18 protein-coding genes and 1 pseudogene are annotated in these 22044 nt (G+C 70.0%); 12 read left to right on the top strand and 7 right to left on the bottom strand.

Annotated elements, in window-relative coordinates:
- Window positions 1-67: 67 nt before the first annotated feature.
- The 6 genes from ACUW6W_RS05520 (at window position 68) to ACUW6W_RS05495 (ending at window position 5183) form a co-directional block, all read left to right on the top strand.
- Window positions 68-1555 carry a M18 family aminopeptidase gene (locus ACUW6W_RS05520; protein WP_454179908.1) on the top strand — a complete coding sequence of 496 codons (1488 nt, stop codon included), beginning with the start codon at window positions 68-70 and terminating at the stop codon, window positions 1553-1555.
- A gap of 301 nt (window positions 1556-1856) precedes the next feature.
- Window positions 1857-2162: a 30S ribosomal protein S6 gene (rpsF, locus tag ACUW6W_RS05515; protein ID WP_002857790.1), complete on the top strand. Its 306-nt coding sequence runs from the start codon at window positions 1857-1859 to the stop codon at window positions 2160-2162.
- A 132-nt stretch (window positions 2163-2294) separates the two neighbouring features.
- Window positions 2295-2894, top strand: coding sequence for a single-stranded DNA-binding protein (locus ACUW6W_RS05510; RefSeq protein ID WP_049145057.1), 600 nt, complete (start codon window positions 2295-2297; stop codon window positions 2892-2894).
- Between the two features lie 232 nt (window positions 2895-3126).
- On the top strand, window positions 3127-3366 hold the full coding sequence (gene rpsR, locus ACUW6W_RS05505) for a 30S ribosomal protein S18 (RefSeq protein WP_002857788.1): 240 nt from the start codon (window positions 3127-3129) through the stop codon (window positions 3364-3366).
- 28 nt (window positions 3367-3394) lie between these two features.
- The gene (gene rplI / locus ACUW6W_RS05500) at window positions 3395-3856 is read left to right on the top strand and encodes a 50S ribosomal protein L9 (RefSeq protein WP_002857787.1); all 462 of its coding nucleotides are present in this window, start codon (window positions 3395-3397) and stop codon (window positions 3854-3856) included.
- 103 nt (window positions 3857-3959) lie between these two features.
- On the top strand, window positions 3960-5183 hold the full coding sequence (locus tag ACUW6W_RS05495; RefSeq protein ID WP_240756367.1) for an MFS transporter: 1224 nt from the start codon (window positions 3960-3962) through the stop codon (window positions 5181-5183).
- Between the two features lie 40 nt (window positions 5184-5223).
- Here the strand turns inward: ACUW6W_RS05495 and ACUW6W_RS05490 are convergent, their stop codons facing one another.
- Window positions 5224-6339: a succinylglutamate desuccinylase/aspartoacylase family protein gene (locus ACUW6W_RS05490; protein WP_454179907.1), complete on the bottom strand. Its 1116-nt coding sequence runs from the start codon at window positions 6337-6339 to the stop codon at window positions 5224-5226.
- Entirely contained in the window at window positions 6336-6866 is a 531-nt protein-coding gene (locus ACUW6W_RS05485; RefSeq protein WP_406890815.1) for an ATP-dependent zinc protease, read from the bottom strand. The genes ACUW6W_RS05490 and ACUW6W_RS05485 overlap by 4 nt, the downstream gene beginning before the upstream one ends.
- Before the next feature lie 27 nt (window positions 6867-6893).
- Here ACUW6W_RS05485 and rimK point away from each other — a divergent pair, with 27 nt between their 5' ends.
- Window positions 6894-8129 (top strand): 30S ribosomal protein S6--L-glutamate ligase, encoded by a 1236-nt coding sequence (gene rimK, locus ACUW6W_RS05480; protein ID WP_036314384.1) that lies wholly within the window; start codon window positions 6894-6896, stop codon window positions 8127-8129.
- 15 nt (window positions 8130-8144) lie between these two features.
- On the opposite strand, the gene ACUW6W_RS05475 is transcribed toward rimK, so the two are convergent.
- Complete coding sequence (locus ACUW6W_RS05475; protein ID WP_454179905.1) at window positions 8145-9371, bottom strand: acyl-CoA dehydrogenase family protein; 1227 nt, start codon at window positions 9369-9371, stop codon at window positions 8145-8147.
- Window positions 9372-9396: 25 nt separating this feature from the next.
- A complete protein-coding gene (locus tag ACUW6W_RS05470; protein ID WP_049145075.1) occupies window positions 9397-10572 on the bottom strand; it encodes a CaiB/BaiF CoA transferase family protein in 1176 nt (391 codons plus the stop codon).
- A 731-nt stretch (window positions 10573-11303) separates the two neighbouring features.
- On the opposite strand from ACUW6W_RS05470, the gene dnaB reads away from it, so the two are divergent.
- Window positions 11304-12695: a replicative DNA helicase gene (gene dnaB / locus ACUW6W_RS05465; protein WP_044659833.1), complete on the top strand. Its 1392-nt coding sequence runs from the start codon at window positions 11304-11306 to the stop codon at window positions 12693-12695.
- A gap of 111 nt (window positions 12696-12806) precedes the next feature.
- Here dnaB and ACUW6W_RS05460 read toward each other — a convergent pair whose 3' ends face one another.
- Window positions 12807-13310, bottom strand: coding sequence for a DUF4411 family protein (locus ACUW6W_RS05460; RefSeq protein WP_044659832.1), 504 nt, complete (start codon window positions 13308-13310; stop codon window positions 12807-12809).
- The gene (locus ACUW6W_RS05455) at window positions 13307-14455 is read right to left on the bottom strand and encodes an ImmA/IrrE family metallo-endopeptidase (protein ID WP_044659831.1); all 1149 of its coding nucleotides are present in this window, start codon (window positions 14453-14455) and stop codon (window positions 13307-13309) included. Before ACUW6W_RS05455 ends, ACUW6W_RS05460 begins: the two co-directional genes overlap by 4 nt.
- A 99-nt stretch (window positions 14456-14554) precedes the next feature.
- Between ACUW6W_RS05455 and ACUW6W_RS05450 the strand changes: the two genes are divergently transcribed.
- The 4 genes from ACUW6W_RS05450 to ACUW6W_RS05435 all read left to right on the top strand — a co-directional run bounded on the left by ACUW6W_RS05450 (window position 14555) and on the right by ACUW6W_RS05435 (window position 21584).
- Window positions 14555-16027, top strand: a complete 1473-nt coding sequence (locus ACUW6W_RS05450; RefSeq protein ID WP_002857768.1) for a type I restriction-modification system subunit M — start codon at window positions 14555-14557, stop codon at window positions 16025-16027.
- Window positions 16024-17106: a restriction endonuclease subunit S gene (locus ACUW6W_RS05445; protein WP_080981675.1), complete on the top strand. Its 1083-nt coding sequence runs from the start codon at window positions 16024-16026 to the stop codon at window positions 17104-17106. The genes ACUW6W_RS05450 and ACUW6W_RS05445 overlap by 4 nt, the downstream gene beginning before the upstream one ends.
- Before the next feature lie 54 nt (window positions 17107-17160).
- The gene (locus ACUW6W_RS05440) at window positions 17161-20586 is read left to right on the top strand and encodes a DEAD/DEAH box helicase family protein (protein WP_228070676.1); all 3426 of its coding nucleotides are present in this window, start codon (window positions 17161-17163) and stop codon (window positions 20584-20586) included.
- A gap of 215 nt (window positions 20587-20801) precedes the next feature.
- Window positions 20802-21584: a GIY-YIG nuclease family protein gene (locus tag ACUW6W_RS05435; RefSeq protein WP_049145083.1), complete on the top strand. Its 783-nt coding sequence runs from the start codon at window positions 20802-20804 to the stop codon at window positions 21582-21584.
- Between the two features lie 286 nt (window positions 21585-21870).
- On the opposite strand, the pseudogene ACUW6W_RS05430 reads toward ACUW6W_RS05435, so the two are convergent.
- A pseudogene (locus ACUW6W_RS05430) lies at window positions 21871-22044 on the bottom strand (IS256 family transposase); the annotation flags it as partial.

The raw sequence follows: 22044 nt of genomic DNA, 5'->3' as shown, positions 1-22044 counted from the left end.
GATGCGGCGGGCCCGCTTGCGGGCCAGGGTAGTCGGACGGGGCGGTGGGGCGCGGTACGGTCGGGGCATGACCCCCGTGACCCGTGACACCGCCGCCGAGCTGCCCGCCCACCTGCGGGACCTGGCCGAGTTCGTGACCGCCTCGCCCTCCAGCTACCACGCCGCGGAGGAGGTCGCACGCCGCCTGGAGGCCGTCGGCTTCACCCGTCTGGATGAGACGGCCGACTTCCCGGCGGCCCCGGGCGGCTACGTGGTGGTGCGCGACGGCGCGGCGGTGGCCTGGATCGTGCCGACGGGTGTGGACGCGCTGGGCCGGGACGAGGGCGCTGAGGCGCGCTCGGCCGGGCCGGACGAGGCGGGGCCGAGCGCCGGCGTCGTGCCGGTGTTCCGCGTCCTCGGCGTGCACACGGACTCGCCGGGGTTCAAGCTCAAGCCGAACCCGGCCACCGTGACGGCCGACGGCTGGGTGCAGGCCGGCGTCGAGGTGTACGGCGGCCCGCTGCTGAACTCGTGGCTGGACCGCGAGCTGCGCTTCGCCGGGCGTCTCGCCCTCGACGACGGCACGCAGGTGCTCGCCGCGACCGGGCCCGTGGGGCGCATCCCGCAGCTGGCCATCCACCTGGACCGCGAGGTCAACGAGGGGCTGACGCTGAAGCGGCAGCGGCACACGAACCCCGTCGTGGGGGCGCTCGCCCCGCGCGGCGAGGGCGCCGGCGAGGCGGAGGCCGACGGTCTGGCCGCCCGCGTGCCCGGTGACGTGCTGACCGCGCTCGCGGCCGCCGCCGGCGTGGACCCGGCCGCGGTGCGCGGGCACGACGTCGTGGTGGCCGACGCCCAGGCGCCCGGACTCTTCGGGCTGGCGGGCGAGTTCTTCGCGTCGGGTCGGCTGGACAACCTGAGCTCGGTGCACGCGGGCCTCGTGGCGCTCGAGGAGCTGGCGCGCGAGCACGGCGGCGCCGAGGGGGCGATCGCGTACGAGGGGACCGTCGCGGGCGGGGTGGCCGGTGAGGCGGCCGGCGCCCCGGTGATCCCGCTGCTCGCCGCGTTCGACCACGAGGAGCTGGGGTCGGCGTCGCGGTCCGGGGCGGCCGGGCCGCTGCTCGAGGAGGTCATGGGGCGCGTGCTCGAGGCGCTCGGCGTGGCCGGGCAGGGCCGGGCGCGGGCGATCGCGGGGTCCTGGCTGCTGTCCGCGGACGCCGGCCACCTGGTGCACCCGAACTACGCCGAGCGGCATGACCCCGTGAACCACCCGCGCGTGAACCACGGCCCGCTGCTGAAGATCAACGCCAACCAGCGCTACGCCACCGACGCCGGGGGTGAGGCCGCGTTCGCCCGCTGGTGCGGCGTGGCGGGGGTGCCGTTCCAGGAGTTCGTCTCCCACAACGACGTCCCCTGCGGCTCCACCATCGGCCCGATCTCGGCGACCCGCCTGGGCATCCGGACCGTGGACGTGGGCCTGGGCCTGCTGTCCATGCACTCGGCGCGCGAGATGTGCGGCGTGCGGGACGTGGAGCACCTGACGGCGGCCGTGCGGGAGTTCTTCCGCGGGGTGTGAGGCTGCGCGTGGGGGCGCGAGCCAGAGATTTCTGCTCCTGGATGGCCGCGAGCCAGAGATTTCGGTCGTAGAAGCGGCCGGAAAACGACTGAATTATCTGGCTCGCGGGCTCGACGCGCGGGAGGCGCCCGCGCGGGTGGACGCGACGCCAGGGCCGCGCCAGTGCCCCTCCCTCGAACTGCTAGGATGGATCAGGTTGTCTGCGTGCCGCCGAAGAGCGCGGAGCATCACACGGACGACGAGCACAGAACCTCCTGCCGCGGAGAGACCGCGGCCGCAAGCCCAGAGGAGGTGGGTTCGCATGCGTGCTTATGAGCTGATGGTGCTGATCGACCCTGAGGTCGACGAGCGCACCGTGGAGCCGACCCTGAAGAAGTACCTCGAGGTCGTCACGAACGCCGGCGGCACCGTCGACAACATCGACGTGTGGGGTCGCCGCAAGACCGCCTACGAGATCCAGAAGAAGTCCGAGGCCATCTACGTGGTCGTCAACTTCCAGTCGGAGCCGGCCGCCACCCAGGAGCTGGACCGTCTGCTGAACCTCAACGAGACGATCCTGCGCACCAAGATCATCCGTCCGGAGGAGCAGAAGATCACCGCTGAGTGATCCTCGTACCGTGTCCGGAGGGTCTGAGAGCATCGGATCAGTCCCCGACGCCCCCACCGGAACCCCGCTGAGCAGTCCCGGATCCCCGGATCCGGTCACTGACCGGCAGAACCCCCGAAGACAGGAGTGACCATGGCAGGCGAGACCGTCATCACCGTGGTCGGCAACCTCACCGCCGACCCGGAGCTGCGCTTCACCCCGAACGGCGCGGCCGTCGCGAACTTCACCGTCGCGTCCACGCCCCGCACGTTCGACCGCCAGACCAACGAGTGGAAGGACGGCGAAGCGCTGTTCCTGCGCTGCTCGGTCTGGCGCGAGGCCGCGGAGAACGTGGCGGAGTCGCTGACCAAGGGCATGCGCGTGATCGTGCAGGGCCGCCTCAGGGCGCGCTCCTACGACGACCGGGACGGCAACCGTCGCACCAGCTGGGAGCTGGACGTGGACGAGGTCGGCCCGGCGCTGCGGTTCGCCACGGCCAAGGTCACCCGCGCCCAGCGCGGCGGTGGCGGCGGCGGTGGCTTCGGCGGCGGTCAGCAGGGGGGCGGCTTCGGCGGCGCCCCGGCCGGCGGCGGCTTCGGGGGGAACAGCGACGGCGGCTTCGGCGGCGCCCAGCAGGGCGGCGGCTGGGGCGGCCAGCAGCAGGGCGGCGGCCAGGCCGCACCGCAGGACCCCTGGTCCGGCGGCGGTGGCGGCGGATGGGACACCCCGTCCTCCAACGAGCCCCCGTTCTGATCCTGCATTGACCGGGCGCGGCCCCCACGGCCGCGACGGACACGGACCACCACGGACCTCTCCGTCCGGGCGCGCGTCGCCCGGAGGGCCGCCCCCGGGCGGCCCATCCCACCCGCGACCCGGCACCGCCAGGCCGCACTGCACACGGCCCCGTGCCCCGCACGGGACGCCGCGTGATCCCATCCCGCAGAACCGTTCTGCGGGCTCCAGAGAACTCTGAAGGAGCACCACGATGGCGAAGGCTGAACTCCGCAAGCCCAAACCGAAGTCCAACCCGCTCAAGGCCGCCAAGATCACCGAGATCGACTACAAGGACGTGGCCCTGCTGCGCAAGTTCATCTCCGACCGCGGGAAGATCCGTGCCCGTCGCGTGACCGGCGTGACCGTCCAGGAGCAGCGCAAGATCGCCCAGGCCGTCAAGAACGCCCGCGAGGTGGCCCTGCTGCCCTACGCCGGCGCCGGCCGCGGCTGATCGAGCGAGCGAAGGAAGGAACACCCAGATGGCAAAGCTCATCCTGACCCAGGAAGTGGCCGGTCTCGGCACCTCCGGTGACGTGGTCGAGGTCAAGAACGGGTACGCCCGCAACTACCTGCTCCCGCGCGGTTTCGCCACCGTGTGGACCAAGGGCGGGGAGAAGCAGGTCGAGTCCCTGCAGAAGGCCCGCGCGGCCCGCGCCGTGGCGAACCTGGAGGACGCGCAGGCCCAGGCCGCGCAGCTCCAGTCCGCCACCGTGAAGCTCGAGCGCACCGCCGGTGCGGAGGGTCGCCTGTTCGGCGCCGTCCAGACCGCCGACGTCGCCGAGGCGATCGAGGCCGCCGGCCTCGGCTCCGTGGACAAGCGCTCGATCACCCTGCCGGCGCACATCAAGTCCGTGGGCAACCACGAGGCCCAGGTCCGCCTGCACGAGGACGTCATCGCGACCGTCCAGCTCCAGGTCGTGGCCGCCAAGGCCAAGAAGTGATCATCCGCTTCTGAGCCCGTCGCGCCCGCGACGCTCACCCGAGGCCCCGGTCCGCTCTTCACGAGCGGGCCGGGGCCTCGTGCCGTGGGGGAACATGGAGATCATGCCCTCCGCCCCACCGCCCTCCGACCCCGCCGGCTCGACGGCGGCCCCGCGCCCGCCCCTGTGGACGCGCCCGTTCATCCTCGTCAGCGCCACCTACCTGTTCGTGGCGATGATCTTCTACACGCTCATGACCGCGATGGCGCTCTACGCCGTCACGTCCTTCGGCGCGTCGGACGCGGAGGCCGGCGTCGTGGTGGGGGCGTTCGTGCTGGGCGCGGTCCTCACCCGCATGACGACGACGCCCGCCACCTTCGCGTGGGGGCGGCGGCGGGTCCTGCTCGTCGCCTTGGCCTGCTACGTCCTCACGACGGCGGCGTACCTCTGGGCGGACTCCCTGGCCACGCTGACCGCGGTCCGGCTGCTCAACGGCATGTGCTTCGGCGCGGCCGGCACCGTGCTGGCCACGGCCGTGCAGCGGATCGTCCCGCCCGTGCGCCGCTCCGAGGGCACCGGCTGGTTCTCCACGTCCATGACGCTCGCGGGCGCCGTCGGGCCGATGGTGGCCCTGCAGCTGAGCACCACCCTCGGCTACGACGCCCTGTTCTGGGCGTGCATCGGCTTCACGGGCATGGCCCTGCTGATCGCCCTGTTCCTGCGCGTGCCCGAGCCGCCGCTGACGGGCCGGTTCCGGCTGCACCGGGCGGACGTGTTCTCCGCGGAGGTGGCGCCGGCGGCGGGCGTGGCCCTGGCCTCCGGGTTCATGTACGGCGGCATCCTCGCGTTCATGGCCACGTTCGCGCAGCAGCAGGGCTACCCGGCGATGGTGCCGAGCCTGTTCTTCCTGCTCTTCGCCGCGGGCACCATCGTGGGCCGCGCCGTCCTGGGCGTGCTGCACGACCGGCACGGGGACAACGCCGTCGTCTACCCGATCCTCGCGGGGATGGCGGTCTCCTACGCGGTGCTGGCGCTGTGGCGGGAGCCGGCGGGCATGCTCGTGGCCGGCGCCCTGCTGGGGCTGACCTACGGGCCCGTGGTGAGCGTGTTCCAGACCATCGCGATCAAGGTGGTCCGGCCCACCGAGATCGGCGTCGCCACGGGCACGTTCTTCCTGCTCCTGGACCTCGGCACCGGCCTCGGCCCCATGGTGCTCGGCGCGGTGGTGGCCGCCGTCGGGATCCCGGTGATGTACCTGCTCTCCGGCGGGGTCGGGGTGGCGCTGCTGCTCTACTACCGGCTCGTGCACGGCGGCCGGGCCATCGCCCGCCGCCCGTCCCCGGCCTGAGCCGGGCGGCTCCGACGCGCGGACGGCGCCCCGCCGCTGCTCATGCGTCCCATCCCCCGATGTGCACGAGGGCGTCGCCGCGGTGCACCAGGGGTGCCTCGGTGCGGCCGATGACCACGCCGGTCAGCTCGGCCTTCACGTGCGCGAGGCGGCGGCCGAACGAGTTGTAGAGCGCGCCGATCCGGTCCCCGGCGCTCACGCGTTCGCCGAGGGAGACGTCCAGGTGCACGAGGCCGTCCGCGCGGGCGCGCACCCACGTGGACTGCCACACCAGGTACGGGGAGTCCTGCTCGCCGTCGACGACGTCGGGGTGCACGGCGGCGGTGTCCTCGCCGGTGGCGTCGGTCGCCTCGGGCACGTCCGTGGTCCGCTCCTCGGGGACCTCGCCGGGCAGCGGACCGGGGGCGTCGACGACGGCGTCCGGCCCGGGCTCGGTGAGCCCGACGTCCGCGGGATCCACCATGTCCAGCGCCGCGAGCACGCGCAGGACCCCGTCCACGCCGGGGGCGATCGCGTACTCGTCGAACCGCCAGGCCTCACCGGCCTCGTAGAGCAGCACACGCGCGCCGGTCTCGCGGGCCGCGGCGCGCAGGGAGCCGTCCCGCAGGCGGGCGTGGAAGAGCACGGGCGCGCCGAACGCCTCGGCGAGCGCGCGGGTCTGGGGGTCCTCCAGGTCGCAGCGGATCTGCGGCAGGTTGGAGCGGCGGTCCGCACCGGTGTGCAGGTCGATGCCCACGGTGCAGCGGCCGATCACCTCGGTCATCATCAGGTGCGCGATGCGCGAGGCCAGCGAGCCCCGGGCAGAGCCGGGGAAGGAGCGGTTCAGGTCGCGGCGGTCCGGCAGGTAGCGGTCCCCGGCCATCACGCCGAGCACGTTGACGATGGGCACGGCCAGCAGGGTGCCGCGCAGGTTTTTGGGCTGCAGCCGCTCCAGGACGCGGCGGACGATCTCGATGCCGGCCACCTCGTCCCCGTGGATCGCGGCGGAGACCCACACGGTGGGCCCGTCCTCGCGGCCGTGCAGCACATGCACGGGCAGGGTGACGTCCGCGCCGGTGACGAGCTGGGAGATCGGCAGGGACAGCTCGTGGCGGCGGCCTGCCGGGATCTCGACCCCGCCGAACGCGAAGGGGGCGCGGGCGGGGCGACGGCTCACGCGCGTCCCCGGTTCCGGCGGCGCACGCCGCGCGGCGGCTGCCCGCCCACGTACGAGGCGGCGGGGTCCACGAGGAGGCCGCCGGCGGCCAGCGCGGTGCGGCCCACGAGCATGCGGAAGCCCATCTCGTCCCGATGGGTCAGGGTCACCTCCGCCTCGATCGTGCGGCCGGCCAGGGTCAGCGGCATCACGACGACGACGCGCTCCTGCGCCTCGCCGTTCGAGGAGCGGACCGTGCGCAGATCGGCCACCGGCAGCTCGGCCGTCCGCGCGTCCGCGGCCGAGGTCTGCCACGGGTGCACCTCGAACCGGACCCAGGCGGCGCCGTCGCGGGTGAACCGCTCGATGCCGAAGGCGTGGAGCGCCGAGGTGCGGGCGCCGGTGTCGATCTTGGCCTTGATCCAGGGGGTGTGGGCGGCGGGCAGGCCGACCCATTCGCGCCAGCCGACCAGCCCCGGGCGAGCGGCGCCGTCGTCGGTGGGGGGCGCGCCGTGGGGGGCCGGGGCCGTGTGCTTAGATTCAGACACGCCCCTCATCCTCCCAGGAAAGCGGTCATGAAGCTCGCCATCCTCTCCCGTTCCCTGCGCGCCTACTCGACGCAGCGCCTCAAGACCGCGGCGCTCGAGCGCGGCCACCAGGTGAAGGTCCTGGACACCCTGCGCTTCGGCATCGACCTCAGCTCGGACGAGCCCGATCTGATGTTCCGCGGCCGCCCCCTCTCCGGCTATGACGCCGTGCTGCCGCGCATCGGCAACTCGGTGACCTACTTCGGCACCGCCGTGGTGCGCCAGTTCGAGCAGATGGACGTCTACACGCCCAACACGGCCGCCGGGATCATGAACTCGCGGGACAAGCTGCGGGCCACCCAGATCCTCTCCCGCCACGAGATCGATATGCCCGCCACCGTGTTCGTGCGCAACCGCGGCGAGGTCTCCACGGCGATCGACATGGTGGGCGGGGCGCCCGTGGTGATCAAGCTGCTCGAGGGCACCCAGGGCATCGGCGTGATCCTGGCGCCGACCAAGAAGGTGGCCGAGGCGATCATCGAGACGCTGCACGGCACCAACCAGCAGGTGCTCATCCAGCGGTTCGTGGAGGAGTCCAAGGGCACGGACATCCGCGCCCTCGTGGTGGGGGACCGCGTGGTGGCCGCGATGCGCCGCCGGGCCCAGGGGGACGAGTTCCGCTCCAACGTGCACCGCGGCGGCACCGTGGAGCGCGTCGAGCTCTCGCCCGAGTACGCGGAGACCGCCGTGCGGGCGGCGCACATCATGGGCCTGCGGGTGGCCGGCGTGGACATGCTCGAGGGCGAGCACGGCCCGCTGGTCATGGAGGTGAACTCCTCCCCGGGGCTGCAGGGCATCGAGGCCGCCACGGACCTGGACGTGGCCGGCGCGATCATCGACTACGTGGCGGACCAGGCCGGCTTCCCGGACATCGATGTGCGCCAGCGCCTGGCCGTGTCCACCGGGTACGGGGTCGGTGAGATCACCGTGCACGCCGGCTCCGGCTGGGTGGGCCAGTCCATCGAGGACTCCGGGCTCCTCGCGAAGGACCTGCAGGTGCTCACCCTGCACCGCGGCACCTCCGTGTTCCCCAACCCCGCGGACACCAAGGTACTCGAGGAGGGCGACCGGCTGCTCTGCTTCGGCAAGACCGAGAACATGCGCGCCCTCATCCCCGCCCGCGCCCGCCGCCCCAAGCGCGTGCGGAAGCTGCCCGCCACCCCGATCCTCGCCTCCGTCGCCGAGGAGGCCCCGGCGCCCGAGGCGCCCGCCGACGACGCCTGAGCCCGGGCGCGAGGCTCAGCGGGCCGGGGCGAACGCGCCGATGCCCGTGAGGTGCCGGCCGAGCGTGAGCTGGTGGACCTCGTCCGTGCCCTCGTAGGTGCGCACGGACTCGAGGTTGTTCGCGTGCCGCAGCGGCGAGTGCTCCAGGGTGATGCCGTTGCCGCCGAGCATCTCGCGGGCCTCCCGCGCGATGCCGATGGCCACGCGGCAGTTGTCCAGCTTGCCCGCCGAGATCATGGCGGGGGTGAGCGGGCCGGCGTCCTTGGCGCGGCCGATCTGGTGCGCCAGCAGGTAGCCCTTGCCGATGGCCACGGCCATGTCCGCGAGCTTGGCCTGCGTCAGCTGGTGGGAGGCCAGCGGCACCCCGAACTGCTGCCGCTCCATCGCATAGTCGAGGACGGCGTCGAAGGAGTCGCGGGCCGCACCCATCGCGCCCCAGATGATCCCGTAGCGGGCCTCGTTGAGGCACTGGAAGGGGCCCTTGAGCCCGACGGCGGAGTCGGCCGGCAGCATCGCGGAGACGGGCAGGCGCACGCCGTCGAGGTGGATCTCGCACTGCACCGACGCCCGCATGGACAGCTTCTGGGTGATCGCCTCCGCGCGGAATCCGGGGGTGTCCGTGGGGACCACGAAGCCGCGCACCCCGCGCCCGTCGCCGGGCTCGCCGGTCTGCGCCCAGATGATCGCGACGTCGGCCAGGGTGGCCAGCCCGATCCACCGCTTGACCCCGTCGAGCACCCAGTCGCCGCCGGGCTCCTGGCGGGCCGTCGTCGTCATGGAGGCCGGGTCCGAGCCGGCGCCCGGCTCGGTGAGGCCGAAGCAGCCGACGGCCTCGCCGGTGGTCATGCGCGGCAGCCATTGCGCCTTCTGCTCCTCGGAGCCGTGCTTGTGGATCGCGCCCATCGCGAGCGAGCCCTGCACGGAGACGAAGGTGCGCAGACCGGAGTCGCCGGCCTCGAGCTCCTGGGCGGCGAGACCGTACTCCACCGCCGAGCGGCCGGGCATGCCGTGGCCCTCGTAGGGCATGCCGAGCACGCCGAGGCGGCCCAGCTCGGGGACGATCTCGCGCGGGAACACGGCGTCGTCGTACCAGCGGGCGATGTGCGGGCGGATGTGCTCGTCCACGAAACCGCGCACCTTCAGTGCGACGGCCTTCTCCTCGGCGGAGAACAGGGAGTCCAGGCCGACGACGTCGGCACGGCCGAGGAACGAGTCGGCTTCGGCGTGGAACGGGGTGGTCATGGCGGGGGTCCTCTCTGCGGGGTGGTCAGCGGGCGTCGAGCCAGGTGTTGACGGCCGCCGTGTCCGCGCCGAGCGCGGGCGGCGCGTGGCGCGGGTGCGCGACGGGCGGGTCCCACTGCACCGGGTGGCGGAACTGCCGGCCGGCGGGGGCGCCGGAGCGGTCCTGGACCTCGACGGTCGGCTCGAGGCCGAGGGACTCGGCCAGCTCGACGCCCTCGGCGACGGTGGACACGAGGCCGACCGGGAGCCGTTCGGTCTGCAGCACGTCCCGCCAGTGGGCGGCCGTCTCGGCCGAGAGCGCGTCCTCCAGGGCGGTGCGCAGCTCCTCGCGGTGCTCGACCCGGTCCGTGTTCGTGGTGAAGCGCGGATCTTCGGCGAGCTCGGGGACGCCGAGGGCCGCGGCGAAGGTGCGGAACTGCGCGTCGTTGCCGATGGCGACGGCGAGCGGCGCGTCCCGGCACGCCAGCAGCTGATAGGGGGTGATCGAGGGGTGGTCGTTGCCCATCCGCCGCGGGACGACGTCGGCGCCGAGCCAGGCCTGGCCCTGGTTGGCGAGCGCCCCCTGCAGCGAGGAGAGCAGGTTCAGCCGCAGGTGGGCGCCCTCTCCGGTGCGCTCGCGGCGCAGCAGGGCGGCGAGCACGCCGGCGGTGAGGTCCTTGGCCGTGAGCACGTCCACGAGGGCGACGCCCGCCTTCATCGGGGCGTCCGGTTCGCCGGTGATGCTCATGAGCCCGCCCGCGGCCTGGACGATGAAGTCGTAGCCGGGCAGGTCCCGGCCCTCGCGGTCGCCGAAGCCGGAGACGGCGGCGTAGACCACGGACGGGTTCTGCCGCGCGACGTCGTCGTAGCCCAGGCCGAGGCGCTCCATGGTGCCGGGCTTGAGGTTGTGGACCACGACGTCGGCCCGGGCGGCCAGGGCGGCGGCCCGCCGCTGATCCTCGGGGTCCTTCAGATCCCAGCCGACCGACTCCTTGTTGCGGTTCACGGACTCGAAGTAGGTGGCGCCCGTCGCCGAGCGGGGCGGAGCCCAGCCGCGGGTGTCGTCGCCGCGCACGGGGTGCTCCACCTTGATGACGCGCGCCCCGAGGTCCGCCAGCGTCATGGTGGCGAGCGGGCCGGCGAGGACGCGGGAGAAGTCGGCGACGAGGACGCCGTCGAGGGGGAGCGAGGCCGGGGAGGGGGCGGTGGTGGCCGGGGGCACGGCGGGCTCCTCACTGTGGCGGACGACACGATGATGCATCCCACCCAAGCACCGTGCTTTCATTCCGTCCAATGACTCTTGGGCGGCCCACTGATGCGCGGGAGTCATCGGTGCGGGGCGGCCCGGGGCGGCCGGGAGAGGTGGGCACGGGGAGGACCCGGGGCCGCGGGCAGAGGCTGTCAACTCCGCCGTCCCCAGATCCGGGCATCTTGTCCACAGGAGTTGTCCACAGATGTGGAGGGTGTGGACGACGGTGTGGATAGGCGTGTACCAGGCGGTGTGATGAGGGCGCAAACGGGGGTGCTGTCAAGTCCGGCGGGCGGGTCGAAAGGGGAGTGGAGAATCTTCCTCCACAGCTCTGGGGATCGCATCGTCGCAGGTCAGAGCCGGATTCTGGGACTGGCCGAGCGGTTGTCCCCAGCGCGGTCCCCAGGCGATCCACACGACACGCCGCCGAATCCACACGTTGCCCACAAGGCCTGTGGGAAACGCGGTTGCCCAGCCTCCACGGCGCGCGTAGTGTCGCGTGGTATCCCCAACGCGAGGGCGGGTATTGGCCGCAGGTGACCACTGACAGGCGCGCATCCGCTCGGACCGTCGCCCCGGGGACCGTCGCACCGTCCGCCTGCAGGAGGGTGCGGCGGCACGGGCGGTGACAACAGAGGAATCAGGGCCGGGAAGACCGGCGAGGGCCGCCGTCGTGCGGGCTGTGGGAAGGGAGTCTCCGGACGTTGACTGAGAACTACGGAGACTCGGGCTCCTACGACGGCGGCCGTTCCTCTGAACGCTTCCTGCCGCCCCAGGACCTGGAGGCGGAGCGCTCGGTGCTGGGCGGCATGATGCTCTCCAAGGACGCGATCGCGGACGTGGTGGAGCTGCTGCGCGGCCACGACTTCTACCGGCCCAGCCACGAGATGATCTACGAGGCGATCATCGACCTCTACGGCCGCGGTGAGCCCGCGGACGCCGTCACCGTGGCGGACCTGCTGAACAAGCGCCAGGAGCTCAGCCGCGTGGGCGGCCCCGCCGTGCTGCACGAGCTGATCCAGTCCGTGCCCACCGCCGCCAACGCGAGCTTCTACGCGGAGATCGTGGCGGAGAAAGCCGTCCTGCGGCGTCTCGTGACCGCCGGCACCAAGATCACCCAGCTGGGGTATCAGGGCGACGGCGAGGTCGAGGAGATCGTCAACGAGGCGCAGTCCGAGATCTACAAGGTGGCGGAGAACCGTCAGTCCGAGGACTACGTGCGCCTCGCGGAGATCATGGAGCACGCCGTCGACGAGATCGAGGCGGCCGGCAACCAGGGGGAGGGCCTGACGGGCGTCCCCACCGACTTCTACGACTTCGACGAGCTGACGCAGGGCCTGCACGGCGGGCAGATGATCGTGATCGCGGCGCGCCCCGCCGTCGGCAAGTCCACGCTCGCGCTCGACTTCGCGCGAGCCGCGGCCATCCACCACAACATGGCCACCGTGTTCTTCAGCCTCGAGATGGGCAAGAACGAGATCGCCATGAGGCTCTTGAGCGCCGAGGCGACGATCGCGCTGCAGGACCTGCGCAAGGGCACCATCCGGGACGACCAGTGGTCCAAGATCGCGGCAACCGTGGGGCGACTGAACGAGGCGCCGTTCTTCATCGACGACTCCCCGAACATGACCATGATGGAGATCCGCGCCAAGTGCCGGCGGCTCAAGCAGAAGAACAACCTCAAGATGGTGGTGCTCGACTACCTGCAGCTCATGAGCTCGGGCAAGAAGGTCGAGTCCCGTCAGCAGGAGGTAGCCGAGTTCTCCCGTGCCCTCAAGCTGCTGGCCAAGGAGCTCGACGTGCCGGTGATCGCGTTGAGCCAGTTGAACCGTGGGTCCGAGCAGCGCACGGACAAGCGGCCGCAGGTGTCCGACCTGCGCGAGTCGGGCTCGATCGAGCAGGACGCGGACATGGTGATCCTGCTGCACCGCGAGGACGTGTACGACAAGGAGTCCCCCCGCGCCGGCGAGGCGGACCTGATCGTGGCCAAGCACAGGAACGGGCCCACGAAGACCATTGTGGTGGGGTTCCAGGGGCACTATTCGCGGTTCTCGAACCTGGCGAGTGATGCGGGTGGTGGCCCGGGTGGGTTCTGACGGCCGTCACTGACGCCAAACCGCCCCGTCAGTGAGTGCAGAGAGCCTGTCACTCACTCGAGTGAGGCACTCACTGTGTCGACTGACGGCATCAGTGACGTGCATCGTTCTTCAGGGCACGAGGTCGAGCGTCAACCGGGGTCTGGTCTGGCGCATGCATTCCCACAGGTCGACGCAGCGGGTCTCCAGAGCGGCACAGGCGTCAGGGATTTTCACGCGCTTGCGCGCCTGAGGGGCGGGCACCTCGAAGGTGACCACGGTGGCGTCCATGCATGCAGCCTGCGCCACCAACAGCAGATCGGCGCTGTCATCCAGAAACTCGTCCTGCGCGGCCTGTTGATACGCGGGCTGACGGGTCAGGGTCCACTGGGCCAACTCGCCGATGCGCTGGGGCACCTCTGACGTGGGTGGGAGGAAGAGCTGCGGATGGTTTGACGCCCAGGTGGCGAGTTCATCCCCGCCCCGGCATAGCTCCTGCCGCACGGCCTCCACGCTGGCGACCCAGCCTGCCGCATGAGCGCGCTCCAGCCACGTCCAGAACCCCGGGGCGAGATCGAACCCGTAGTAACTGTTCTTCGGCGTGATGAAGGTGTTGGCGTCGAGCAGGAACATCATGCGGCGGCCATCTTCTGAGCCAGGGTGTCCATAACCTCACGCTTGTGGGTTCCGAGCAGGCGGAACGCGTCCCGGTAGCTGGTTCCGCCTTCCCGGGCGCTGGCCACCACGGCAGTGGTGAACGGGACGCCGAGGCGGTAGCGGGCGGTGCGGTAATAATCGCCCCCTCCGCCCTTCGGCGCCGGGGTCTGGGGGTGAGGGATGCGGGCCAGCGCTGCGAGCTGCGCGTCGGCGGCCGCAGGGGTGATCAGTCCGCAGGTCTTCATCCGGAGAACCACGACGGCGCGGCTCACCTGGCAGCGTTTGGCCACATCGGCGACCACCTCGTCGAACTCCGTGCTGAGTCGCTCCTGCTGCTGCTCCAGCACGACGCGGGGCACCAGGGCTGCGGCGGCCACCCGGTTGCACCAGGCCTCCTCGTAGGGTGCGTGGCGTCCGGGGCGGGCATCAGACAGCGCACTGTGTCCGAGGAGCAGGTGAGCGGTCTCGTGGAGGAGGGTGAAGTGCTGGGCGGTCTTGGCCTCGGTTCCGTTGACGAAGATCAGTGGAGCGAGGTCGTCGGCCAGGGCGAAGCCCCTGAACTCGTCCGGGTTCAGGGGCCTTCGGGTCTCATTGCCGACGTAGCCGCTGATCATCACCAGCACCCCCGCCTCTTCCAAGGCGCCCACGAGCGCGCTGCGGAAGGCGTCACCGGCGCCGGACAGGGCGTCCAAGTGGAGGATCTCCCGGAGGCGTGTTCCGGCATCCTCTGTATCGTTCTGGAGCGTGGCGCTGCCCACGAGGGGCACGGGGCTGGCGCCAATGGCGAGCATGTGGTCCCGGTACCAGTCCTGGCGGAGCTGGCACTCCCGCAGGACGTCCACCAGCTCGGCGGAGGGGTGATCCACGCCCTGGCTGCCCGGCGTGCGCATGTCAGGGATGGGGATGGGTGCCGGCGCCGGGGGAGCGCTGAGGAACAGCATGCCGAAGGGCACATGGACCTTCTGCCCGAACCGTTCCAGCTGCTTCATGGTGGGCTTCTTCGTCCGGCTGAGCCAGGCCTCGAGGTCGGGGTGTGCGGTAGTAGCGCTGGCCAGGTCGATGCCCCCACGTTCGAGGGCCCAGCGCAGGACGGCCGGCTCGACGTCGACGCGCACCGTGGGCATGGACCGCCTCCTCCCTGGGCCGGGGCGACTTTGTGTCGCCCTGTGCTCAGCCTAGTCATCGCCTCGGACGCTGTAAGCCCCACCCCGTACACTCGCGTCGTGATCACCGGAACTCTCAAAAACCAGGTTGACCGCGTCTGGGACGCCTTCGCCACGGGTGGCATCAGCAACCCTCTTGAGGTGATCGAGCAGATCACCTACCTGCTGTTCCTGCGTCGCCTGGATGAGGCACAGACGCAAGCCGAGGCCAAGGCGCGCCGCACGAACCAACCGGTGGAGACGACGATCTTCGACGCCGACCACCAGCACCTCCGCTGGCACCAGCTGAAGAACGTCGCCTCGGACGAACTCTTCGCCCGCATGGACCGCGAGGTCTTCCCGTTCCTGCGCCGTCTCGGCCAGCAGATTGGAGGGGAGGACTCCACTTACGCGCACCACATGCGAGACGCCCGCTTCACCATCCCCAACGCGCGCATGCTCGCCACCGCCGTGGATCTGATCGACAAGCTTCCCCTCACAAACCGGGACACCACCGGTGACCTGTACGAATACCTCCTCTCCAAGCTCTCCACCGCGGGACGGAACGGCCAGTTCCGCACGCCGCGGCACATCATCGACCTCATGGTGCGGATGACGGCGCCCACCCCGGAGGACGTGATCGTGGACCCGGCATGTGGCACGGCAGGGTTCCTCGTCGGCGCGTCGGAGTATCTGCGGGAGGAACACCCGGAACTTTTCTTTGACATGAACCAGCGGCTGCACTTCAACCGGCGCATGTTCCACGGATATGACTTCGACAGCACCATGCTGCGCATCGCCAGCATGAACATGCTCATGCACGGGGTGGAGTCCCCGGACATCGCGTACCGGGACTCCCTGGCCCAGGGTGCTAGCGACGGCGACGCTGGCAAATACAGCTTGATCCTCGCCAATCCGCCGTTCGCCGGGTCCCTCGACGCCGAGGGCGTCAGCTCTGACCTGCAGCGCGTGGTGAAGACGAAGAAGACGGAGTTGCTCTTCCTGGCCCTGTTCCTGCGGCTGTTGCAGCCGGGCGGTCGTGCGGCGGTGATCGTCCCGGAGGGGGTGCTGTTCGGCTCGTCTAAGGCCCACAAGGACTTGCGCCGGATGCTGGTGGAGGACCATCACCTGCAGGCGGTGGTGAAGTTGCCTGCGGGTGTGTTCAAGCCCTACGCAGGGGTCTCGACGGCGATCCTCTTCTTCCGCAACGACGGTCCCGGCAGCACGGACGACGTCTGGTTCTACGACGTCCGCGCCGATGGGTTCTCGCTGGACGACAAGCGCACGCCGGTGGAGGCCAACGACCTGCCGGACCTCGTTCAGCGGTGGCAGAACCCGGCAGGAGAGAAGGACCGGCCGCGGACCGCGCAGTCCTTCCTGGTGCCCAAGGCGGACATCGTGGAGCAGGGGTACGACCTCTCCCTGAACCGGTACAAGGAGTTGGAGATCGAGGAGGTCGAGCACCGGGACCCGCTGGAGATCCTCGTCGACCTCGAACAGCTCGACGCCGAGATTGCCGCTGGGACTGCGGAGCTCAAGGGGATGCTGCGGTGAAGACGGTGAAGCTGGGTGACATTGTTTCCCTTAAGTACGGGAAAGCGCTGAAACAGGGTGATCGCCGAGGGGGGCCTGTTGCCGTCGTGGGCTCCAGTGGCGTCGTGGGGTTCCATGATCAAGCCCTCAGTTCGGGCCCCGCGATTGTCGTAGGAAGGAAGGGGTCAATCGGGTCGGTCACCTGGGTGCCCGGTGATGTTTGGCCTATAGATACTGCCTACGAGGCGGTGCCTCTCGGGGAGGGCGTCGATCTTCGGTGGCTGTATTGGATCCTTAGCGCTCTCGGTCTCAAGGGAATGAATAAATCAGCGGCAGTGCCAGGATTGAATCGGGATGATGTGTATCGTCTCTCGATTAGGCTTCCTGATCTCAAGGAGCAAAGGCGCATTTCGGCGATTCTGGACCAGGCTGACGAGCAGCGGTCGCGCCGGCGGGCGCAACTCGAGCGACTGGCTGCTCTTGTCCAGGTGGCGTTCGCTGATCGCGTCCGGGAGGCCGGTCCCGGGCAGCCCCTATCGGAGCTTGCGTCTTTCGTACGAGGCGTCACCTTCAAGCCCGAAGATGTGGCTGAGTCAGGTGTCCCCGTGATGCGTACGAAGAATGTGCAGAAGCGCCTGGACAGTTCGGATCTTATTCGCATCCCGGCAGAGCTCATCAAGAACGAGGCAAAGTATCTGCAAGAGGGGGACACCTTAGTGTCCAGTGCGAACAGCTACAACCTCGTAGGAAAATGCTGTTTCGTTGACTCCCTGCCGGAGCCGTCGGCTATCGGCGGATTCGTTTCAGCGCTTCGTCCCGGCCCCGACGTCGACCCGACTTTCCTCTACGCCTGGTTCAACAGTGACAGAGTCCAAGCGACCGTGCGAAGCTTTGGCAATAAGACGACGAATATCAGCAACCTCAACATCAAACGGACGTTGCAGTTGCGTATCCCGGACGTGTCTCTCGATATGCAGAGAGAATTCGCCGCCGTCGTCGAGAAGATCGACGTGCAGCGAGCGCGTGTCGAGCGGGCACTGGCGTTGGAGGACGAGCTGTTCGCGTCGCTCCAACACAGGGCATTCCGCGGGGAGCTGTGAATCCGGCAGGATGACAGTGGGCGGCTCGGTGGTGAGCTGCCGGAGAGGGTGTTGATGGCAGGCAACATGGACTGGGTGGAGCGGGCGCTCCCCGTTGCTCACGAGGACGCTGCGCAGGCCGAGGGCTACATGAGCACCGACCCGCGCGCGGCCGCGTTCTATGCCCGGCGCTGCGTCGAACGGGTCGTCGAGTTCGTCTACGCCACCCATCGCCTCGAGGACCCGTACAAGACCGACCTCTCCGGCCTCATCAACGGGGTAGCCTTCACCGGCCTGGCCGGACGCCCGGTGGTGGACAAGCTCAACTTCCTCCGTAAGGCCGGCAACAACGCCGTTCACAAGGATTCCGTGCTGGATGCCCGCGCCGCCCTCACCATCCTGCGCGAGCTGTTCCACGTGCTCGTCTGGGCCGCGTTCCACCACGGCCCGCACCCGGAGGCCGTGCCCACCGGTGCGCAGTTCGACCACGCACTTGCCCCGCAGAAGGCCGCCATGAGCGTGGAGCAGCTCGACGCCGTGATTGCCCGGCTCAAGAAGCAGGACGAGGACAACGCCCGTCTCCGCGAGCAGAACGAGCAGCAGGCCGCCGCGTACGAGGCCGAGATCCAGGCCCTGCGGGAGCAGATCGCCGCCGCCCAGGCCGCCGCCACCACCAGCGAACTCCCCGACCTTCACGACTACGACTACGCAGAGGCGGAGACCCGCTCTCTCTTCATCGACCTCCTCCTCGCCGAGTCCGGGTGGCCCCTCGACCAGGCTCGCGACCGCGAGTACCCCGTCACCGGGTTGCCCACCCCCGGCGGCACCGGGCGTGTGGACTACGTTCTCTGGGGAGCCGATGGTCTGCCCCTGGCCGTGGTGGAGGCCAAGCGCACCACCAAGAGCGCGCTCGAAGGCCAGGAACAGGCCCGCCGATACGCTGACGCCCTTGAAGCGCAGTTCGCTCGCCGCCCGCTGATCTTCTACACCAACGGCTATGACCACTGGTTCTGGGACGATGCGGCCTTCGGCGAGGCCGGCGGCTACCCGCCCCGTGAGATTGAAGGGTTCTTCACCGCCGACGAGCTCGAGCGCCTCATCCAGCGGCGTACCGTCCGCCAGGACCTTACGGACGTGCCGGTCAACGTGGACATCGCGGGACGGCCATACCAGCTGGAGGCGATCTCCGCCGTCGGGCAGGCCCTCGCCGCCCGCCAGCGCGATGCCCTGCTGGTCATGGCCACCGGCACCGGCAAGACCCGGACCGCCATCGCCCTCGTGGACCAGCTGATTCGGGGGAACTGGGTCAAGCGGGTCCTGTTCCTCGCGGACCGGACGGCCCTGGTACGGCAGGCCAAACGGGCGTTTGCCGCGAACCTGCCGGACACCGCCGTCGTGAACCTGCAGGACGAGAAGCGCGGGGAGGGGCGGGTCTACACCGCGACCTACCCGACCATGCTCAATCTGCTGGAGCACGACGGGCAGGACGGTGGGACGCGGAGGTTCGGCGCCGGGTACTTCGACCTCGTGATCATCGACGAGGCCCACCGCTCCGTCTATCAGAAGTACGGCGCGATCTTCGACTGGTTCGACTCCCTGCTGGTGGGCCTCACCGCTACACCCAAGGACGAGGTGGACCACAACACCTACCGGCTGTTCCACCTCGAGGACGGGGTGCCCACCTTCGCCTTCGACCTTGAGGAGGCCGTGGAGCAGGGGTACCTGGTGCCGCCGCTGGGGGTGTCCGCGGGGACGGAGTTCCTGCGCCAGGGGATCCGTTACGCCGACCTCTCCGACGAGGAGAAGGCCGAGTGGGACGCGCTGGATTGGGGCGAGGACGGCCCCCCGGACAGCGTGGACTCCGAGCAGGTCAACAGGTTCCTCTTCAACGAAGACACCGTGGACAAGGTCCTGGAGCTGCTCATGGAGCGCGGTCAGAAGGTGGCCGGCGGTGACCGGCTCGGCAAGACCATCGTGTTCGCGAAGAACCAGAATCATGCCGACTTCATCGAGCGTCGATTCAACGCGCGGTTCCCCGAGCTGGGCGGGACGTTCGCACGGGTGATCACCAGCAAGACCGCGTTCAACGACGCACTGCTGGATGACTTCTCCGACTCGGACAAGGCCCCACATATCGCCATCAGCGTGGATATGCTGGACACCGGGGTGGACATCCCTGAGGTGGTGAACCTGGTGCTGTTCAAGGTGGTCCACTCCAAGACCAAGTTCTGGCAGATGATCGGCCGCGGCACCCGCCTGTGTCCCGATCTGTTCGGGCCCGGGCAGGACAAGAAGAACTTCACCGTCTTCGACTTCGGAGAGAACCTGCCTTACTTCAACCAGGATCTCCCCGAGCCGGGGTCCTCCGTGCAGAAGTCCCTTACCCAGCGGTTGTTCGAGGCACGGGCCGGGATTGTGGCGGCCCTGGATGCGCGCGAGGGCGATGGGGAGGCGGGCTCGGCCAGCGTCGTACGCCAGGCCCACGCCACCTGGCTGCACTCCTACGTGGAGGGCATGCCGATGCAGAACCTGCTGGTGCGCAAGCACCGGCGCCACGTGGAGCGCTGGTCCGAGCCCGATGCGTGGGCCGCGGTGACCGCCGAGGATGTCGACGAACTCGCCGACCATGTGGCCGGACTGCCCTCCACGCTGCGTGACCCGGACGAAGCAGCGAAGCGCTTCGACCTCGTGACCCTGCGCTGGCAGTTGGCCACCCTGGACGGTGATGCCGCCCTGGCGGAGCGTTGCCGCAGATCCGTCCAGGAGGTCGCGGGTGCGTTGCTGAGTCAGCTGGCTATCCCAGCCGTCAAGGTGGAAGAGTCCCTGCTGCGCTCCGTTGCGGAAGACCTGTGGTGGGAAGGCGCTGGCGTCGTTGACGTGGAGGCGCTGCGGGAGAGCCTGCGCGGACTGGTGGTGTTCCTGCCGAGGCTGAGCTCCTCACCGGTGTACACGGACTTCGTGGACACCCTGGGGGAGATCGACGAGGTGGTCGTGGTGCCGGCACGGCCGGGCATGAATTGGGAGCGCTACCGCGAGAAGGCCATGGCCTTCCTGCGCGCCGAGGAGGACACCCTGGCGTTGCGGAAGCTCCGCGGCAACCAGCCGCTGACGGCCACGGATCTCGAGGAGCTCGGTCGCATGCTGGTGGCGGCGGGCGGATCTGACCGGCCGGAGCTGGATTGGGTGCGTGAGCACGCCGGCGCCGAGCTGGGCGTCTTCGTGCGCAGTCTTGTGGGGTTGGAGCGGCGGGCCGCGGAAGAGGCGCTGGCCGCGTTCCTGGACGAGGGCAGGTGGACCACGCGCCAGATCCGCTTCACCCGCATGCTCGTGGACGACCTGGTGCGCAACGGCGTGGTGGACCCGGGTCGGCTCTACGAGGACCCGTATCTCGCACTGGGTGGCGTCGATGCCGTGTATCCGCAGGATGCTGCGGACGCCGTGGTGGCCGTACTGGCCGAGGTGCGGGCGCGGGCCGAGGTGGAAGCGGGGAAGGTGGCCTGAGGACGGACTACTTGCGGACGGCGCGCTGAGCGACCTGGGGCAACATCTGACCAATCTGTCTGAGCCCATCCGGACCAGTGATGGCGGCGACTGCGATGATGCCTGCTGTGCCAATGGGCTAGGCCCGTGGTGCTCAGGACCGCACGCATTTGCTCGTGGGCCAGACCGGCGAGGAAACGTTGGTTCTCGAGGTCTTTTTTTCGTTGGCCCGGTCAATGAGTTCATCCACCATCCTGGCCATCCGCCACACCTACAAGGAGTCGGGGCTGCCATCGCGGGCGGCGGCCACGCCGGAGCGGGTGCTCGCCTACACACGGGAGCAGCACCACGTGGGGAAGTTCCCGAAGGAGCCCGCCCGCCACTGGCTGATCTTCATGGGGGAGGGAGGACGTCGTTCTCGCCTCACCGCCGTGTACGAGAACCGCGGGGAGGTCGTGGCTGAGCGCACGGAGCGGTACCGGTACTACGACGTTGCGCCGGTGCCGCTGCTGGCCTCCCTCGAGGAGCGCCTGGTGGTGGAGTGGTCCGCAGACCCCGTGAACTGGGCCAAGCGCGGCCCCCTGGCGGCGCGCTTCCCCGTCCTCGAGATCGCCGACCCCACCACCGAGGCGTTCCCCGGCTTCGACCATGTGCTGCTCAGCTACGGGGACCTGCAGTCAATGGTGACCGAGACTCGCTACGCAGGCTGGCGCACCGCCCTGGAGGCCGTACGCGGGATCTACCTGATCGCCGACGAGACCGCGGGCCGGTGCCACGTCGGCAAGGCCGACGGTGAGCGTGGTGTGCTCGGACGGTGGGAGGCCTACGCCCGTGACGGGCATGGTGGGAACGTCGCCCTCCGGGATGCCCTGGAGCTCGACCCCGACCAGCCGGAGCCGTACACGTTCAGCCTGTTGCGCGTGTTCGGCTCCAATACCCCGCAGGCCCAGATCGACGCCGCGGAGAAGCACTACAAGGACGCTCTGATGACGCGCCGGTTCGGGCTGAACCGGAACTGAACGGACGTCGTTGTCCGGGGGGAGAGAGCGAAGGGCAGACGGGAGGGGGGATGGATTGCCCCCGCCGAGCCTCGGGGAGGAGGGCAAGTGCGCCATCCAGGCACAGCAGTCACCGCTGAATTCCTCGAATATGACTGCCCGCGAGCACACGGGGCATCTGCAAGCCGCCCGCATTGATGTCATCGCGCGGGCCGAGGTCGTCGAGGCGGGCGGGCCAGGTCTGATGGGTGTGAACGGCCCACCCGGGACCGGCGGGCGTGTCAACTTGTCTGTGTAAGCGGGGTGGTCACAGGTAGGGGTTGATCCGGTCGGGGTAGGCCGCGGCGAGCTGGGCGAGGGCCTGCTTCCAGTTCGTGACGGCCTGACCTTCGACGAGCCGGCCCTGGGCTTTGCGCTGGCCGGCGGGTTTGCCCCGGTCCCGAGCGCGTTCGGCGGCGCGTTTGTCTTCGATGTTGCAGAT

The sequence above is a fragment of the Micrococcus sp. 093350064-1 genome, from assembly GCF_053627955.1.
The sequence above is the reverse complement of the archived record's forward strand: the minus strand, read 5'-3'. Positions and strand labels throughout refer to the sequence as shown.